Annotated in this window: 11 protein-coding genes; 6 read left to right on the top strand and 5 right to left on the bottom strand. The window is 68.8% G+C overall.

Translation table 11 applies throughout. The features are described 5' to 3' along the window. Positions 1–45 precede the first annotated feature (45 nt). On the top strand, positions 46–2664 hold the full coding sequence (locus BCR55_RS28385) for a fimbria/pilus outer membrane usher protein (protein WP_053299052.1): 2619 nt from the start codon (positions 46–48) through the stop codon (positions 2662–2664). Positions 2665–2763: 99 nt separating this feature from the next. After that, positions 2764–3846, top strand: a complete 1083-nt coding sequence (locus BCR55_RS28380; protein ID WP_053299036.1) for a fimbrial protein — start codon at positions 2764–2766, stop codon at positions 3844–3846. 118 nt (positions 3847–3964) lie between these two features. Here the strand turns inward: BCR55_RS28380 and BCR55_RS31930 are convergent, their stop codons facing one another. Then, positions 3965–4165, bottom strand: coding sequence for a hypothetical protein (locus BCR55_RS31930; RefSeq protein ID WP_081000751.1), 201 nt, complete (start codon positions 4163–4165; stop codon positions 3965–3967). Positions 4166–4867: 702 nt separating this feature from the next. Here BCR55_RS31930 and BCR55_RS28370 point away from each other — a divergent pair. Next, on the top strand, positions 4868–5545 hold the full coding sequence (locus BCR55_RS28370) for a heavy metal response regulator transcription factor (RefSeq protein WP_006411957.1): 678 nt from the start codon (positions 4868–4870) through the stop codon (positions 5543–5545). Further along, positions 5542–7020 (top strand): heavy metal sensor histidine kinase, encoded by a 1479-nt coding sequence (locus BCR55_RS28365; RefSeq protein WP_065497061.1) that lies wholly within the window; start codon positions 5542–5544, stop codon positions 7018–7020. Before BCR55_RS28370 ends, BCR55_RS28365 begins: the two co-directional genes overlap by 4 nt. Here the strand turns inward: BCR55_RS28365 and BCR55_RS28360 are convergent. Genes BCR55_RS28360 through BCR55_RS28350 form a run of 3 tightly spaced genes read right to left on the bottom strand, consistent with a single transcriptional unit; the run spans position 7001 to position 13165 of the window. Next, the gene (locus BCR55_RS28360) at positions 7001–8482 is read right to left on the bottom strand and encodes an efflux transporter outer membrane subunit (protein ID WP_065497059.1); all 1482 of its coding nucleotides are present in this window, start codon (positions 8480–8482) and stop codon (positions 7001–7003) included. The two genes, BCR55_RS28365 and BCR55_RS28360, sit on opposite strands and share 20 nt — an antisense overlap. Before the next feature lie 31 nt (positions 8483–8513). Next, the gene (locus tag BCR55_RS28355) at positions 8514–9884 is read right to left on the bottom strand and encodes an efflux RND transporter periplasmic adaptor subunit (protein ID WP_065497057.1); all 1371 of its coding nucleotides are present in this window, start codon (positions 9882–9884) and stop codon (positions 8514–8516) included. A 50-nt stretch (positions 9885–9934) separates the two neighbouring features. Beyond that, a complete protein-coding gene (locus tag BCR55_RS28350) occupies positions 9935–13165 on the bottom strand; it encodes an efflux RND transporter permease subunit (RefSeq protein WP_065497055.1) in 3231 nt (1076 codons plus the stop codon). A gap of 328 nt (positions 13166–13493) precedes the next feature. Here BCR55_RS28350 and BCR55_RS28345 point away from each other — a divergent pair, with 328 nt between their 5' ends. Both BCR55_RS28345 and BCR55_RS28340 read left to right on the top strand, forming a co-directional pair. Then, complete coding sequence (locus tag BCR55_RS28345) at positions 13494–13961, top strand: MEKHLA domain-containing protein (protein ID WP_006399059.1); 468 nt, start codon at positions 13494–13496, stop codon at positions 13959–13961. Positions 13962–14131: 170 nt separating this feature from the next. Then, a complete protein-coding gene (locus BCR55_RS28340) occupies positions 14132–14446 on the top strand; it encodes a DUF4148 domain-containing protein (RefSeq protein WP_006399057.1) in 315 nt (104 codons plus the stop codon). Between the two features lie 63 nt (positions 14447–14509). Here the strand turns inward: BCR55_RS28340 and BCR55_RS28335 are convergent, their stop codons facing one another. Further along, positions 14510–16468, bottom strand: coding sequence for a phosphatase PAP2 family protein (locus BCR55_RS28335; protein ID WP_065497053.1), 1959 nt, complete (start codon positions 16466–16468; stop codon positions 14510–14512). Between the last annotated feature and the right edge of the window lie 87 nt (positions 16469–16555).

Here is a 16555-nt window from a genome sequence, read left to right as displayed (position 1 = left end):
CAACCGAATCGAAACAAGGGCGTGGTGAATATGGAGAAGCAAGTCATGGATCGGAGGCTAGACAACCAGCCGCGTCTGAAGCCTATCTGCGCACTGCTTCTCACCATTATCGCGGGATGGCAGGCGCAGGCGCGTGCCGGCGAGCCCGGTGAAACGTTCCAGGTCGCGCAGACGGAGTTTGCACAGGTCGAATTCGAGAGCGCGTTTCTGCAAGGTGCCGGCGCGATCGACGTGTCGCGCTACGGGCGCGGCAACGTCGTGCGGCCGGGCCGCTATACGCCGGACATCTACGTCGACGGCCGCTGGGTCGGCCGCGCCGACGTTCCGTTCAAGGCCGCCCCGAACACGCCCGACGCGCAGCCGTGCTTCGACCGCGCGCTGCTCGACCGGATCGGCGTCGATCGTGCACGCCTGCCGAAGGACATTCGCGCGACGTTCGAGCAGGAAGAGGCGTGCCTGCGTATCGGCCAGATCATTCCCGACGCGTCCGTCAGTTTCGACTTCAGCGAGCAACGGCTCGATCTGAGCATTCCGCAGATCGCGATGCGCCGCAGCGCGCGCGGGTACGTGAGTCCCGATCAGTGGACGGCCGGCGTGCCAGTCGCGATGCTCGGCTACAACGCGAACACCTACCACTCGCAGATGCGCGGCGGGCACGGCAACACGCAGGGCTACGTCGGTCTCGACGGCGGCCTGAACGTGCAGCGCTGGCATTTCCGGCACAACGGTTCGTTCAGCTGGGACGATCGCGGCGGGCGGCGCTATCAGAACGTCGCGACCTATTTGCAGCGCGATGTCGCGCGCTGGTCGTCGCAGTTCGTTGTCGGCGATACGTATACGTCCGGCGATCTGTTCGATTCGACGTCGTTCCGCGGTGTTCGGCTGTACACCGACGACCGGATGTTGCCGGAATCCCAGCGCGGTTATGCGCCGGTCGTGCGCGGCGTCGCGAACTCGAACGCGAAGGTCACGATCACGCAGAACGGGATGCGGCTGTACGAAACGACGGTCGCGCCGGGCGCGTTCGTGATCGACGATCTGTACCCGACCGGCTACGGCGGCGATCTGCATGTGACCGTGACGGAAGCGGACGGCTCCGTCCACGCGTTCTCGGTGCCGTTCGCGGCGATCCCGCTGTCGCTGCGTCCGGGGCAGAACCGCTACAGCTTCACGGCCGGCGCGGTTCGCAACCTCGACAACACGTCGCCGCTGTTCATGCAGGCGACGTGGCAGCGCGGGTTCACGAACACGCTCACCGGCTACGGCGGCGTGACGGTGGCCGAAGGCTACGTGTCTGCAATGCTGGGCGGCGTGCTGAACACGTCGCTCGGCGCGATCGGCGCCGACGTCACGCACGCGAGCACGCAGGTGCCCGGCGAGCGCCGCTACTCGGGACAAAGCGTCCGCGTGAGCTATGCGAAGACGGTCGCCGCCACCGGGACGAACATCGCGATCGCCGCGTACCGCTATTCGACGAACGGCTTCTTCGGGCTGAACGACGCGATGCGCGCGCGCGACCAGGCGGCCTCCGACATCCGCTCGTCGAGCCTCTACCGGCAGCGCAATCGCGCATCGCTGACGCTGAGCCAGCAGTTCGGCGACACGTGGGGCAGCGTGAACGCGACCGTATCGGCGGCCACGTACTGGAACCGCAGCGGCTCCGACGTCGATTACACGATCGGCTACAACAACACGTTCCGCAACATCGCGTATACCGTGTCGGCCACGCGCCAGCGCAATGCGTTCGCAGGATCGAGCACGATGATCTATGCGGGGCTGTCGATTCCGCTCGGCCGCACGCGGCCGGCCATCGTGTCGACGAACTTCAGCCACGATTCGCGTGGGTCGACGCAATGGCAGACCTCGCTGTCGGGGTCGGCCGGTACGGACGGCAAGCTCGCATACGGCGTCAACGTGATGCACCGCTCGGGCTTCGGCAATTCGCAGACGAGCGGCGGTGCGAACTTCACGTATCGCGGCGCGCTGGCCGAACTGAGCGGCAGCATGGGCGCGAGCGCCGACTATCAGCAGTACTCGGTCGGCGTGCGCGGCGCGGTTGTCGCGCATCCGGGCGGCGTCACGCTGTCGCAGCCGGTCGGCGAGACGTTCGCGATCGTGTCGGCACCGCATGCGGCCGGCGCGCGGATCACGAACTCGACCGGTGTGCAGGTCGATCGCAACGGTTACGCGATCGTCCCGTATCTGTCGCCGTTCTCGATCAACGACATCACGATCGACCCGAAGGGGCTGTCGACGGACGTCGAGCTGCGGGAAACCAGCCAGCGTGTCGCGCCGCTCGCAGGCGCGGTGCCGATGGTGACGTTCAAGACCGTATACGGCCGCTCCGCGGTGATTCGCGCGCGTCAGCCGGACGGCACGCCGTTGCCGTTCGGTGCGGCGGTGAAGGACGGCAAGGGCGCGGACGTCGGCATCGTCGGGCAGGGCGGAAAGATCTTCGCGCGCGGCCTCGCGGATCAAGGCGAGCTTACCGTCACGTGGGGCGCAGCCGACTCGGCATCCGCGTGCCGGTTGTCGTACGCGCTGCCGGTGCGCAAGCGAACTTCCGGCTATCAGCCGCCGCAGAGCCTCGATTTGCCATGCGCCGCGGCGCCCGCTGCCGATTACGCGCCGGCGCTGTCGAACCGCACGACGTCCGGCGCGTGACCGCGGCGCACGCCGTCGCGCGTGCGAATGCGACATTGCGATCGGCCGCGAGCCGACCCGATCGCTCGATCAACGAAAGTGTGTACGCCGAGGGGCATTATGCGCAAGGATTTGAAGCGTCTGCTGCAGATGCTGAAGTACGCGTCGCTGGCCGTTCTGCTGGTCCATGGCCAGCAGGCGCTCGCGGCTTGTACGGCCGCCCGGTGGACCGTGACGTCGAACGTGATCGGCATTTCCGCGCTATCGTTCTCCGGGCCGGCGGACGCGGTGCAGCACGGATCGTTGCTTGCACCGACTGCAACGGCGAAAGTGAACGGATGGCGTTACGAGTTCAACGAGCCGACGACCAATGCAGATTGCCAAAATCTGAAGGGCAGGTTCCAGTCGCTGGGAAAAGTGGTGCCCGGCGTACAGCACGTGTGGAACGGAGGACAAGTGTCGGACATCTGGGAAACAGGCGTTCCGGGTGTCGGCTATGCGCTTCTGATCCAGACCTTCCGCGGCCCCGAAACCGGCGTGAAAGAAGGCGGAATCGATGTGCCGTACGGCAGTGCGGCAAGCCCTTCGTCAATGGAAACGTCCATCACGGTGAAAGCCGCGCTTGTCGTGACCGGACGTCTCGCAACCGGCAGCTACCGGGTCCCGACACAGAACGTCGGCAGGTACACCATCATCGACGGCAGCGGAAAGCCGCTGACCGCCGATATTCCGTTGGCCAGCGTGCCGATCACCGTCGCGGCGCAGGGCTGCAAGGTGGTCGCGGGGGACGGCCAGACGGTCACGCTGCCGAGAGTCATTACGTACGACTTCAAGGAGGTCGGCGCGACATCGGCCGTTTCTTCTTCGTTCGAAATCGGTCTCAAATGCGATACCACGCTGGCCGTTCATGCGACGCTGACGGATGCGAACGATCGATCGAACCTGTCGACGGCACTCACGCTTGGGCCGGGCTCGACTGCGAGCGGGTTCGGTCTGCAGATCTTCCGCGATAAATCGTCGACGCCGATCGCGTTCGGCCCGGAATCGTCGACGAAGGGCAATCCGAACCAGTGGCTGGTCGGGACGGCCAACGCGTATAACACGCTGTTGATTCCGTTTACCGTGAAGTACGTGAAGACCGAGCCGAAGGTCGGGCCGGGAACCGTCAACGCGCGGATGTTCGTCACGTTTTCATATCAGTAGCCGGCAGGCGGCGCCGGATGCGGCGCGGTGACGCGTCGTTTCGGTCGGGATGCGCGATCGATATCGGTCGGCTTGCGAGAGCGGGCGTCGCCGGCCCGCATTCGCGCAGTCGCATGACTCATGCGTGTAAGCCGGCATCAAGCTCACGGTGCGCCGCACTCAGGACCACGCCGCCACGGGCGTTACACCCCTTCTCGAGAAAATCGGTCACCGAATCGCGACCCGGCACGAACGCGGGCAACTGCAGCGGCGCATCCGCGTTGCCGCGATGATACGTGCCGTGATGGCACGCGTGCTGCAGAATGTCGCCGTGCCGCATCCGTGGCGGCTTGCCGCTCGTGAACGTGAAATCGATCGGCTCGTCGAGGGCGCCTGCGTCGACACCGGCGACATACGCGACCTACCCGTCGTCGGCGTCGGCCGCGTCGCGCGCGAGCGTGTCGAGGTCGGGCAATGTGTCGGACCGAGCGGCGCGAAATGCCGGCCGGCGAAGAAACGGCAGGCGATCCGTTCGCGGCGCGCGCACAGATGACGAAATTGTCATCTTCGGGTCGGGCGCCGGTAAGGCGACACCGGCTACGCTCGTTTCATCCCGTTACCGAATCGGGTCGATCCCGTCTCGCTCGCCTGCGCCTGCGCCTGTGCCGCGCGGTGCTCGATGCGCGGCAGCGGCGGCCGCCGGCCGCGACCGGTCCGCGTTTCCGTATCCGGAGCGACAGATGAATCGGTTTGCTTCCATTCGCGTATTGCCGCGGCGACGCGACCGGATGCGTACCGGATGCGTACCGGATGCCGGCGTGCTGCCGGGCGCGCGGCCGGTGCCGACGTGCGCGGAGCGGCGCGTCGCCGAATGCGCGTAGTGCCGCCGCGCGACCGCGCCCGGCTGCCGAAGCGCGGCGGCCGACGGTCGCATGTGCCCGTCCGCCGGTCTGCCGCACCGGCCGGCGCCGGTCGCGCCGTATCCCGATTTTTCCCGGTAACATCACCGAATCTCCGCCAACCGCCTGCGATGGAGCCGATCATGCGCATCCTGATAGTGGAAGACGAACCGAAGACCGGCGCCTATCTGAAGAAGGGGCTCGAGGAATCCGGCTTCAGCGTCGATCTCGCGACCGACGGCGCGCAAGGGTTGCTGCTCGCGCAGGAAGAGTCGTACGACGTGATCGTGCTCGACGTGATGCTGCCGGTGCTCGACGGCTGGGGCGTGCTCAAGCGGCTGCGCGACACGCATACGACGCCGGTGCTGTTCCTGACCGCGCGCGACGACGTGCAGGACCGCGTGCACGGGCTCGAACTCGGCGCGGACGATTACCTCGTCAAACCGTTTGCGTTCGTCGAACTGCTCGCGCGCGTGCGCACGCTCGCGCGCCGCGGGCCGCCGCGCGAGACCGAGCGGATCACGGTCGGCGATCTCGACATCGACGTCGTGCGGCGGCGCGTGAAGCGCGGCGCGGTGCGGATCGACCTGACGCCGCGCGAGTTCTCGCTGCTGCAGCTGCTCGCGCGCCGGCACGGCGAAGTGCTGAGCCGCACCCAGATCGCGTCGTACGTGTGGGACATGAACTTCGACAGCGACACGAACGTCGTCGAAGTCGCGATCCGGCGGCTGCGCGCGAAAGTCGACGACGATTTCCCGGTCAAGCTGATCCACACGGTGCGCGGCGTCGGCTACGTGCTCGAACCGAAGGACGGCGCATGACGCGCGGCCGCTCGCTGACCGCGACGCTCGCGATCGCGTTCGGCGCGACCACGCTCGCGGCGTTCGGGCTCGTCGGCACCTATGTCTACAAAGGACTCGAACGGCAGGTCAGCACGCAGGACGATCTCGACATCGTGCTCGCCGCGCGCCATGCGCGGCGGCTCGCGAGCGAACTCGAGTCCGTCGACGCGGTGCGCGCGCACGCGGATCGCCTGACGAGCCAGGTGCTCGGCAACGAGGCGCTGTCGATGGCCGTCGTCGATACGGACGGCCACGTGCTCGCGCGTCACAACGTCGAGCGCACCGAACTCGGCGAGCTGCGCGACGCAGCGCCGGCGGCGGCCGGATCGTCGTCGGTGCTGCCGGACGCCGGCCTGTTTCCGCCGCACGCGGCGGCGGTGCCCGCGACCGAGCGCATCACCGTCGACCGCATCGCATCGTGGACGGCCGACGGCGGCACGCCGGTGCGCGGCGTCGTCACCGATGCGGCGCTGCGCGACCGGTCGCAGATCCGCATCGCGGTCGCGCGCAACATGAGCGATCGCGCGGAACTGCTGCACGGCTATCGCGACACGCTCGAGATCGCGGGCGGCGTCGGCGCGCTGTTCGCGATGCTGCTCAGCGTGTGGCTGATCCGCACGGCGCTCGCGCCGCTGCGCGAGATCGTCGCGAACACGGGCGCGATCACGGTCGACAAGCTCGACATGCGCGTCGACGCGTCGCGCGCACCGCGCGAGCTGCGCGCGCTCGTCGACGCGCAGAACGCGATGCTTGGCCGGCTGCAGCAGGCGTTCGGCCATCTGTCGCAATTCAGCGCCGATCTCGCGCACGATCTGCGCACACCGCTGAACAACATGCGCGGCGCCACCGAAGTCGCGCTCGCACGGCCGCGTGCCGTCGCCGAATACCAGGCGCTGCTCGAATCGAATCTCGAGGAGTACGACCGTCTCGCACGGATGATCGAGAACGTGCTGTTTCTCGCGCGCGCCGAACATCCGGGCTTCGTCACGCGGCAGCGCGCATTCGACGTGCGCGACGAGCTCGCACGCATCGCCGGCTATTTCGAAGGGCTTGCCGACGAAGCGGGTTCCACGCTGCACGTCGACGGAAGCGGGCATCTGACCGCCGATCTCGAACTGTTCCGCCGCGCGGTCAGCAATCTGCTCGCGAACGCGCTGCGCTATACGCCGGCCGGCGGCACGATCGCGCTGCGTGTCGACGAGACCGACGACGCGGTGCACGTGAGCGTCGCCAATCCCGGCGAGCCGATCGATCCCGCGCTGCTGCCGCGCATCTTCGACCGCTTCGTGCGCGGCGATCCGGCACGCAGCGGCGGCGTGCCGGGTGGCGCGGCCGGTCTCGGCCTCGCGATCGTCCGCTCGGTGATGGACTTGCACGGCGGCACCGCGCGCGTCGAAAGCGACAGCAGCGGCACGCGCTTCATCCTCACGTTCGTCAAGCATCCGGCTTCGTAGCGGCTGCACCGATCGCGGCGTTCGCCACCGCGTCGGCGCCGGCGTGCCAGCCGCCGCCGAGCGCCTTCATCAGCGCGACCGCCGCTTCCATCCGGCGGGCCGCGATCTGATCGGCGAGCCGGCGGTTCGTCAGCGCGATCGTCTGTGCGGTCACGACATCCAGATAGCTGACGGCGCCTGCTTTGAAGCGGTTCGTCGTGAGCCTCAGCGACAGGTCGGCCGCATCGGTCGCGCGCTGCTGACTGCGCGCTTCGGACGCGAGCGCGTCGAGTGCGGACAACTGATCCTCGACCTGCTGAAACGCGACGAGCACGGTTTGCCGATAGTCGGCGACGGCGCCGTCGTACTGCGCATGCGCGCCGCGCAGCGACGCGCTGCGGCGGCCGCCGTCGAACAGCGTGCCGGCGAGCTGCGGGCCGAGCGACCAGAACAGGCTCGGCGCGGACAGCCACGGTGCGAAGAAGCCGCTTTCGAGCCCGGCGCTTGCCGACAGCACGAGATCGGGGAAGAACGCGGCGCGCGCTTCGCCGATTTGCGCATTTGCGGCCGCGACGCGGCGCTCGGCCGCCGCGATGTCGGGCCGCCGTTCTAGCAGCTGCGCCGGCACGCCGGCCGGAATCGCCGGCACGTCGAACGTCTGCACGCGCGGCGGCAGCGCGAACGTCGACGCGCTTTCGCCGACGAGCGTCGCGATCGCGTGCTGCAACTGCGCGCGAGACGCATCGATGTCGGTGTCCTGCGTGCGCGTCGATTCGAGCTGCGTCTGCGCCTGCGCGACCGCCGACGCGTCGATCGCACCGGCGGCGAGTTGCTGCTTCAGCAGCGTCAGCGCGTCCGTATACGCGCGAACGGTATCGTCGAGCAGCTGCTTCTGCGTATCGAGCGAGCGCAGCGCGAAATAGTCGGTCGCCAGTTCGGCAGTGACCGACAGCTTCACGGCTTCGAGGTCGGCCGCGCTCGCGTCCGCATTCGCCTGCGCGCCGGCCACTGCATCGCGCACGCGGCCGAACACGTCGGGCTCCCAGCTTGCGGCGACGCCGGCTTGATAGTCGGGCGTCGTCTTGCCCGCGAGCGACGAGCCGAGCCGGTTCTGCGACACGCGCGCGCGGCTCTGCGCGACGCCGGCCGTGATCGTCGGCAGAAAGCCCGCATGCCGATAGTCGACCATCGCGCGCGCCCGTTGGAGCTCGGCAACGGCTTGCTTCACGGTCTGGTTCGACACGTCGACGCGCGCTTCGAGCGCGTTCAGATCGGCGTCGCCGAACACGGTCCACCACGCGCCGCGCGGTGCGGCATCGGCGGGTGCGGCGACGTCCCAGCCGGCCTGCGCGCCCGCATAGTGCGCGGGCACCTCGACCGAAGGGGGCGAATAGGGCGGCAGCGTCGAACAGCCGGCGAGCACAGCGGCGATGCCGAGCGCGACGACGCGGCGCGCGAACGGGAGCGGAGAAAGGATGCGCATGGCAGGCACCTCGCAGGTTGTCGTCGATGGGTCAGTTGCGCGCGGGCACGGCAACCGGCGCCGCCGCGGCGGCCGCGCGCATCGCGCGCAGGTTCGCGTTCGACGCCGCATTGGCCGCAGCGGTCGGCCGAGCGTGAGCCGACGACGACGCAACCGGCACCGCTTCATGTGCGGTCGACACGATCTTTACCGCTTCGCCGGCCGTGATCGCATCGCCCGGGTTGTCGATCACGCGGTCGGTCGCCGCGAGCCCGGCGACGATCTCGACGCGCGTGCCGAAGTCTCGGCCGATCTGCACGGTCTTCAGCGCGGTGCGTCCGTGCGCGTCGACAGTCGCGACGGTCACGCCATCCGGACGGAACAGCAGCGCGCTGACGGGCAGTTCGAGCGCGGGCGCCGCGCTCGGCACGACCAGATGCGCCTGCGCATATGCACCGGGCATCAGCGCGCCGTCGCGGTTGTCGACGTCGATCTCGACGCGCAGCGTGCGCGTGACGGGATCGATCGCGCCCGCGGTGCGCGCGACGCGCGCGGGAAAGCGCCGCCCCGGATACTGCTGCGTGGTCAGGTAGACCGGCGTGCCGGCCGATACGCCTGCCGCGCTGTCCTGCGGCACGTCGACGAACACGCGCAGCGTGTCGGTCTGTTCGAGATGAAACAGTTCGCCGTACAGCCCCGGGCTGCCCGGCGTGCCGCCGGCCGTGACGAGCGTGCCGACGTCGACGTTGCGCGCGGTGATCACGCCGTCGAACGGCGCGGCGACCGATTCGTACGACACGAGTTCGGCGAGATGCGCGACGTTCGCCTGCGCGGACGCGAGCATCGCGCGCTTCGCGTTCATGTCGGCGACTTTCGTGTCGGTGTCCTGCTGCGATACCGACTGCGTTTTCAGCATGTCCTGCCAGCGCTGCGCGGTCGATTTCGCATAGTCGTAGTTCGCCTGCGCGCTCGCCGCGTCGGCGCGTGCCTGCCGCAGCTGTGCGTCGAGATCGGGCGCCGCGATCTGCGCGAGTGTCTGGCCCGCCTTCACGTGCGTGCCGAGATCGGCACTCCAGTGTGCGATATAGCCGCTCGTGCGCGCATAGATCGACGCCTCCGCGTACGGCATCACCGCGCCGGGCAACGTAAGCGTCTGATCCGCAGGTGCGGCGCCCGGTACGATCACGGACACGGGCAGCGCCTGCTGCGCGGCAACCTGCGTGCGTTGCGCGGCGCGCGCATCGATCCGCGGCACGATGCCGATCGCGAGCAGCGCGGCGGCGGCCGCGATCGCGGCAAGCGGCAGCGCGACGCGGCGCCGGCGGTGCGCCGGCGGTGCATCGGGAAGTGCGCCGCGTGCGGCGGCAGCGGGTCGGTGCGCGTCGGTGGGCGGCGCGAGCGGTTCGAGGGTCGGGTCGGTCATGAGGAATTCCCCAGTCGGTCGATTCGAATGGAAAGGGCGGGCAGCCGCGTTCAGCGCAGTGCGGGCGTGTCGGGTGCGGCGCGTTCGGCGGCCGCCGCGCGGCGCCGTGCGAGCCACGCGTGGACGAAGCCGAACAGCACCGGGACGAACAGCAGCGTCGACAGCGTGCCGAACGCGAGCCCGCCGATCACCGCGCGTCCGAGCGGCGCGTTCTGCTCGCCGCCGTCGCCGAGACCGAGCGCCATCGGCAGCATGCCGATCAGCATCGCGAGCGCCGTCATCAGGACCGGACGGAAGCGGCTGAAGCCGGCTTCGAGCGCGGCCTGCCACGGCGACGCGCCGCCGGCAAGCTGTTCGCGCGCGGTGTTCACGACGAGAATGCTGTTCGCGGTCGCGATGCCGATGCACAGGATCGTGCCGGTCAGCGCGGGCACCGACAGCGTGGTGCGCGTGACGAACAGCATCCATGCGATGCCGGCGAGCGACGCGGGGAGCCCGCCGACGATCACGAGCGGGTCGAGCCACGACTGGAAGTTCACGACCATCAGCAGATAGACGAGCGAGATCGCGAGCACGAGTCCGCCGAGCAGGCCCGTGAACGATTCGTGCATCGCCTGCACCTGGCCGCGCAGCACGATCGACGAGCCGGGCGGCAGTTGCGCGCGCGCGTCGTCGACGAGCTTCGTCACGTCCGCGGTCACGCCGCCGAGGTCGCGCCCCTGCACCGACGCGAAGATGTCGAGCACCGGCTGCACGTTGTAGTGCGACACGACGGCCTGCTGCGTCGCACGCGAGAACGTGCCGAGCGCGCCGAGCAGGTTCTGCGCGGGCGCACCGGCGGCCGGGCCGCCGGCCGGCGTCTGCGGCGCGCGCGCGGCGCTCGTCGGCAGCGGCACGTTCGCGAGCGCCTGCAGCGAGTTCACCGTGTACTGCGGCGTCTGCACGAGCACCGGATAGCTGACGCCGTTGCGCGGATCGAGCCAGAAGTTCGGCGTCGTCTGCGAGCTGCCGGACAGCGCGATCAGCAGGTTCTGCGCGACGTCGCGCTGTTGGAGGCCGGCCTGGATCGCCTTCGTGCGATCGACGTTCACGTCGATCGCGGGCTCGTCGCCGGGCTGCTGGATGCGCGCGTCGACGAGCCCGCGCACGCCGCGCAGCTTCGCGAGCAGTGCATTCGCGACCGCACGGTTCCGGTCGAGCTTGTTGCCGACGATCTGGATGTCGATCGGCGCAGGCAAGCCGAAATTCAGGATCTGGCTGACGATATCGGCCGGCAGGAACGCGAATGTGACGCCGGGGAACGACTGCGCAAGCACGTTGCGCAGCGTCGCGACATACGCGGCGGTCGGCGCGTGATCGGGCCTCAGGGTGATCATCACGTCTGCGTCCTCGCTGCCGATCGGGTCCGACGAGTCGTACGTGAGGTTGATCCCGCTCACCGGCACGCCGATGTTGTCGAGCACGCCCGCGAGTTCGCGCGGCGGAATCACGGTGCGGATCTTCGCTTCGACTTCATCGGTGAGCCGCGCGGTTTCCTCGATCCGCGTGCCGGTCGGCGCGCGCAGGTGCAGGCGAATCTCGCCGGTGTCGACCGACGGGAAGAAATCCTGCCCGGCAAATGCATACAGGCCGGCCGACGCGATGCACGCGAGCAGGAACGCGGCCGCGAAGCGGCGGCGTCGCGCGATCGCCGCGGACAGCAGCGCGCGGTAGCGCAGCCGCACGGCCTCGAAGCGGTGTTCGAACGCGGCCTGGAACCGCGCGAGCCGCGCGAACATGCCGCGCGGCGGCCGGCCCTGGCGCTTCGCGCGCATCAGTGCCATCGCGAGCGTCGGCACCAGCGTGCGCGAGAAGAAGTACGACGCGATCATCGCGAAGATCACGGCCTCGGCGAGCGGCACGAACAGGTAGCGCGCGACGCCGGTCAGCAGGAACATCGGCACGAACACGATGCAGATCGACAGCGTCGACACGAAGGTCGGCACCGCGATTTCGCCCGCGCCGGTCAGGATCGCGTCCTCGAGCGGCGCACCGAGTTCGAGATGATGCGTGATGTTCTCGATCGCGACGGTGGCGTCGTCGACGAGGATCCCGACCGCAAGCGCGAGCCCGCCGAGCGTCATGATGTTGATCGTCTGGCCGAGCGCCGACAGCGCGAGCAGCGACGTCAGCACCGCGAGCGGAATCGAGACCGCGATGATCAGCGTCGCGCGCCAGCTGCCGAGAAACAGCAGGATCATCAGCGCGGTCAGGCACGCGGCGATCAGCGCTTCGCGCACGACGCCCTGCACCGCGGCCTTCACGAACACCGACTGATCGTCGAGCGGCGCGATGTGCAGCGCCTTCGGCAGTCCGGCCTCGATCTTGGGCAGCATCGCCTTCACCTGGTCGATGATCGTCAGCGTCGATGCGCTGCCCGTCTTCTCGACCGTCAGCAGCGCCGCGCGCCGGCCGTCCGCACGCACGATGTTGGTCTGCGGCGCATAGCCGTCGCGGACGTGCGCGACGTCGCGCACGTACACGACGTTGCCGCCGACCGTCCTCACCGGCAGGTTATTCAGTGCGGCGACGGTCTGCGTGCTGCCGTTCATCTGCACGTTGTATTCGCGCGTACCGATCTTCGCGGTGCCGCCCGGCAGGATGAGGTTCTGCGCGTTGATCGCGTTTACGACGTCGATCGGCGCGAGCCCCTTCGCCTGCAGTGCGCGCGTATCGAGATCGACGACGATCTGCCGGATCTTGCCGCCGAACGGCAGCGGCACGGCGGCGCCCTGCACGGTCGCGAGCTGCGTGCGGATGAAGCTGTTGCCGAGGTCGTACAGCTGCTGTTCGGCGAGCGTGTCGCTCGACAGGCCGAGCTGCAGGATCGGCACCGTCGACGCGTTGTACGTGATGATGTTCGGCGGCAGCGTGCCGGGCGGCAGGATCCGCAGGATCGAGGCCGCATTGCTCGCGGCTTCGGCGATCGCGCGGTTGATGTCGGCGCCCGGGTGGAAAAAGATCTTCACGACCGACACGCCGTTCAGCGACTGCGACTCGATGTGCTCGATGTCGTCGACGTCGGACGTGAGCGCGCGTTCGTAGTTCGACGTGATCCGCTTCGCCATGTCCTCGGCCGAGAAGCCGTTGTACGACCACACGATGCTGACGACCGGAATGTCGATGCTCGGAAAGATGTCGGTCGGCGTGCGCAGCAGCGCGAGCGGTCCAGCGATGAAGATCAAGAGCGCGAGTACGACGAACGTGTAGGGCCTGCGCAGCGCCAGCCGGACGATCCACATGATGTTGCTCCTCGATGCAGGGCTCGGATTCGCATTCGTTGCGACAAGCGTGCAGTCTGCCGTCGCGGCGTTGACCCGTCGCTGACCCGAAGATTACGAAGCCGTTATCTGGGCACCCGGGCCGAGGATCTCGAATTTGGCGTTTGCCGATCGGTGCTGCGCGCGCGTACGCGATGGCCGAACGCGTTTCGTCGCCCGGGCAATGCGGAGCACCCGCACGGCAACACGGCGCCGCCCTCGCGCCGGTGCCGACAGCCGCGCATCGCTTCGTCCATAATGTCGAACCCCGACCATCCGCCTGTCCAGACGATTGCCAGGAGCTTGACCGATGTCGTTGCGCACCGATGCAGACTTCTTCCTTCTTCTCGCCGACTCGTATCGCCGGCTTCTGAACCGGCCGCTCGTGCCTGACGGCCTGAACGCGGCGGACGGCGCCGCATGGCTGTACGACGCCGCGCCGTTCGGTATCCTCGCGCACGACACCTCGGCCGATCCGGTGTTCGTGTACGGCAACAAGCGCGCGCAGGCGATCTTCGAATATGGCTGGGACGAACTGACCGCGTTGCCGTCGCGGCTGTCGGCGGAACCGATGGAGCGGCGCGAGCGCCAGTCGTTCCTCGAGAAGGTCGCGCGCGACGGCTTCGTGTCCGACTACCGCGGCGTGCGCGTGACGAAGTCCGGCAAGCGTTTCTGGATCGAGCGCGCGACCGTGTGGCAACTCGTCGACGCGGGCGGCATCGTGCGCGGCCAGGCCGCGATGATTCCGCAGGTGCGCACGATCGACCCGGGCGCATGAACGCACGACCGCGACGCGGCGGCGCGCGGATAACAACACCGTAATGAAACGCTCACCGTCCGGAAAGCGCGTGAATCGCAGAATGAACCCGACTCTTCATCGCATCGATGGGGAGCGGAAGTCCGGCTTCGTCAGCGGACGCGAACACGTCATTTTCAAAGGTGAACATCATGAACAGCTGGATCCGTGCAGTCGTGCTTTCCTGCGCATTGAGCGCGCCGCTCGTCGCATTCGCGCAAACCGCCAACGGCCCCGTCACGCGGGCCGACGTGCGCGCCGATCTGGTGCGCGTCGAGCAGGCCGGCTACCGGCCGGTCGGCACCGATCCGTCCTATCCGGACGACATCCAGGCCGCCGAGGCGAAGGTCGCCGCGCAGCAATCGCAAGCGGCGGCCGCACAGCCGAACGCCGGCGCGAACGCGCACGTCGCGTTGGTCACATCGGTCGCGTCGGTCGACACGCAGCGTCCGTACGAGCATCACTGAGCCGGTGATGCGTGTCGTACGACCGACCGCGCGCGTTACGCCGCGCGGTCCATCGAACGCCGCTCAAGCGGCGGACAGCACGACCGACACGCCCGTTGCCGTGTACACCGGCGTTGCGTGGAACCCGTCGACGATCACCGTCGAGAATTTCGCTGCCGCCGCCGCGCCGTCGACCAGCGCGATCGTATCGCCGGCCTTCGGCGCATAGCCGTTCACGAATTTCACGCGCAGCGTGCCGCCCGCGATCGTCAACGGGCCGCCGACGCGCAGACGCCCGCCGCCGTTGCCGTCAATGTCGAGTTCCAGCGTCGCGCCGTCGAGCTGCGTATAGCGCGTCGCGATCGTCACCGGCGCGGCCGCCGCGATCCGCACGCTGCCGCCCGTGCCGACGTACACATCGCCGCTGCCGAACGCGGACGCCGATGCGGCCGTGAGCGTGCCGCCGGCGACCTGCGTGCCGCCGGTATAGCGGTTGTTGCCCGCAAGCGTGAGCGTGCCGCTGCCTTGCAGCGTCAGCTTGCCGGCGCCTGCGATGTCGTTGCGCCACACGTCGGCCGCGTTCAGCCCGCCTTTCGATCCGTCCATCGACACGGTCACGTTGCCGTTGAACGCGCCGTACCCGTCGGCGGCGGCGAACAGGTTCAGCCGGCCCCAGCCTTCCGCATCGTCCATCACCGGATAGCCGGACGGCATTTCGGTGGTCTTCAGCACGACGCGGCGCTGGTCCGCGCTCAGATACGGGAAGCGCGTCAGCAGCAGGATCTCCGCGCCCTTCGGCACGACGGGCGGTGCATCGGTCGGCTCGATCGGCGCGAAGCCGAACGTCATCCGGCGCAGGAATGCGGCCTTGTTCGTCGCATAGTCGGCGAACCGGTCGGTGGCCGCGGTGCCCGAATGCGCGAACGCGGCGAAGGTCGCGTCGGTCGTGCCGGTGAGCTGCTGCAGCGTCTGGTGCGCCTGCGCGTACGCGGCCTGCGCATCGTTCGCGTACACGGTGAGGTTCGCCGCGCTGACCGCCAGCGCGAGCATGCGTCCGCCGATCACGTCGAGCGGCGAGTGCATGCCGGCGAGGATCCGGTTCTCGCCGAGTTCCAGCCCGCGGCCGACCATTTCCTGGAAGCGCTCCGGCACGAGCCACGCCATCGTCACCGCATCGCGCACCGCTTCGGCCGTGTGGCCGCTGACGAAACCGCCGTCGGTCGCGGGCGTCGTGCTTTTCGCCGGCACGAGCGTCGGCGCGACGACGACGCTCGAGCTCCAGCGGTACGGCCGTGCGTATTTGTAGAAGCGCTTCGCCGGCTCCGTCGACGCGTTGCTGCCCATTTCGTTCAGCAGATCGACCACTTTGCCGAAACCGGCGTTCGCGCTGCCGCCGACGCCGACGTTGTTGCCGGTGTCGTTGTACAGCACGGTCGTCGCGTCGGCCGGCACGCTCGTGATGCTCGTCGTCTGCTGTGCCGCGGTGCGCCACGCGGCGGTCAGCGGTCCCATCCCGTCGGTCACGCTGTACCCTTTGCCGCGCCGGTCGTCGAAGTACGCGGCGTCGGCCTGCTGCGGCGTGCGCGCGGTCGTCGCATCGATCACGTATTGCACGTTCGCGGACAGCACCGCCGCGTTCAGGATCGTCCCGCACGGCGTGCCGCTGTCGGGCAGCCCGGAGCACGTTGACGGCGAGATCGCGGGAAACGCGCCGTTGGCCGGCGCGCTGACGCCCGCGTCGACGAGCATCGTCGACGGCTGCCACAGGTCGAGGAAGCGGCTCAGCAGGCGCACGGCCGCGTTCGTCGACAGCGTCGCGTAGCGCGCGTCGCCGCGCTGGTTGGTCGCGATGGTGTCGACGAATGCGGGCACGCTCGGCACCGGCGCGCTGTCGACGAAGCCGGGGTCGGGCGGCGGCGCCGGTACGGCCGCCTGCGGCGTGTCGGTGGCGACGATATCGTCGCCGCCGCCGCACGCGGCAAGAACGATCGCACTCGACAGCGCGGCCACGTGCAGCGCGAAACGATTCGATGACGCGAACATGCAGCACTCCATCCTGAAAGCCGAAGATGGCGAATTGTCGGGATCGATCGTGACGTGGCCGTTACGGATTTGTTGCGCGTCGTGCCG

The organism is Burkholderia sp. CCA53, from assembly GCF_001685525.1.
Lineage (GTDB): Bacteria > Pseudomonadota > Gammaproteobacteria > Burkholderiales > Burkholderiaceae > Burkholderia > Burkholderia multivorans.
This window is presented reverse-complemented; position numbering and strand designations above follow the sequence as displayed.

Bases quoted from the DNA above. Each gene is read 5' to 3' on its own strand.
- BCR55_RS28385 (WP_053299052.1), top strand. From the start codon at position 46: ATGGATCGGAGGCTAGACAACCAGCCGCGTCTGAAGCCTATCTGCGCA.
- BCR55_RS28380 (WP_053299036.1), top strand. From the start codon at position 2,764: ATGCGCAAGGATTTGAAGCGTCTGCTGCAGATGCTGAAGTACGCGTCG.
- BCR55_RS31930 (WP_081000751.1), bottom strand. From the start codon at position 4,165: ATGCGGCACGGCGACATTCTGCAGCACGCGTGCCATCACGGCACGTAT.
- BCR55_RS28370 (WP_006411957.1), top strand. From the start codon at position 4,868: ATGCGCATCCTGATAGTGGAAGACGAACCGAAGACCGGCGCCTATCTG.
- BCR55_RS28365 (WP_065497061.1), top strand. From the start codon at position 5,542: ATGACGCGCGGCCGCTCGCTGACCGCGACGCTCGCGATCGCGTTCGGC.
- BCR55_RS28360 (WP_065497059.1), bottom strand. From the start codon at position 8,482: ATGCGCATCCTTTCTCCGCTCCCGTTCGCGCGCCGCGTCGTCGCGCTC.
- BCR55_RS28355 (WP_065497057.1), bottom strand. From the start codon at position 9,884: ATGACCGACCCGACCCTCGAACCGCTCGCGCCGCCCACCGACGCGCAC.
- BCR55_RS28350 (WP_065497055.1), bottom strand. From the start codon at position 13,165: ATGTGGATCGTCCGGCTGGCGCTGCGCAGGCCCTACACGTTCGTCGTA.
- BCR55_RS28345 (WP_006399059.1), top strand. From the start codon at position 13,494: ATGTCGTTGCGCACCGATGCAGACTTCTTCCTTCTTCTCGCCGACTCG.
- BCR55_RS28340 (WP_006399057.1), top strand. From the start codon at position 14,132: ATGAACAGCTGGATCCGTGCAGTCGTGCTTTCCTGCGCATTGAGCGCG.
- BCR55_RS28335 (WP_065497053.1), bottom strand. From the start codon at position 16,468: ATGTTCGCGTCATCGAATCGTTTCGCGCTGCACGTGGCCGCGCTGTCG.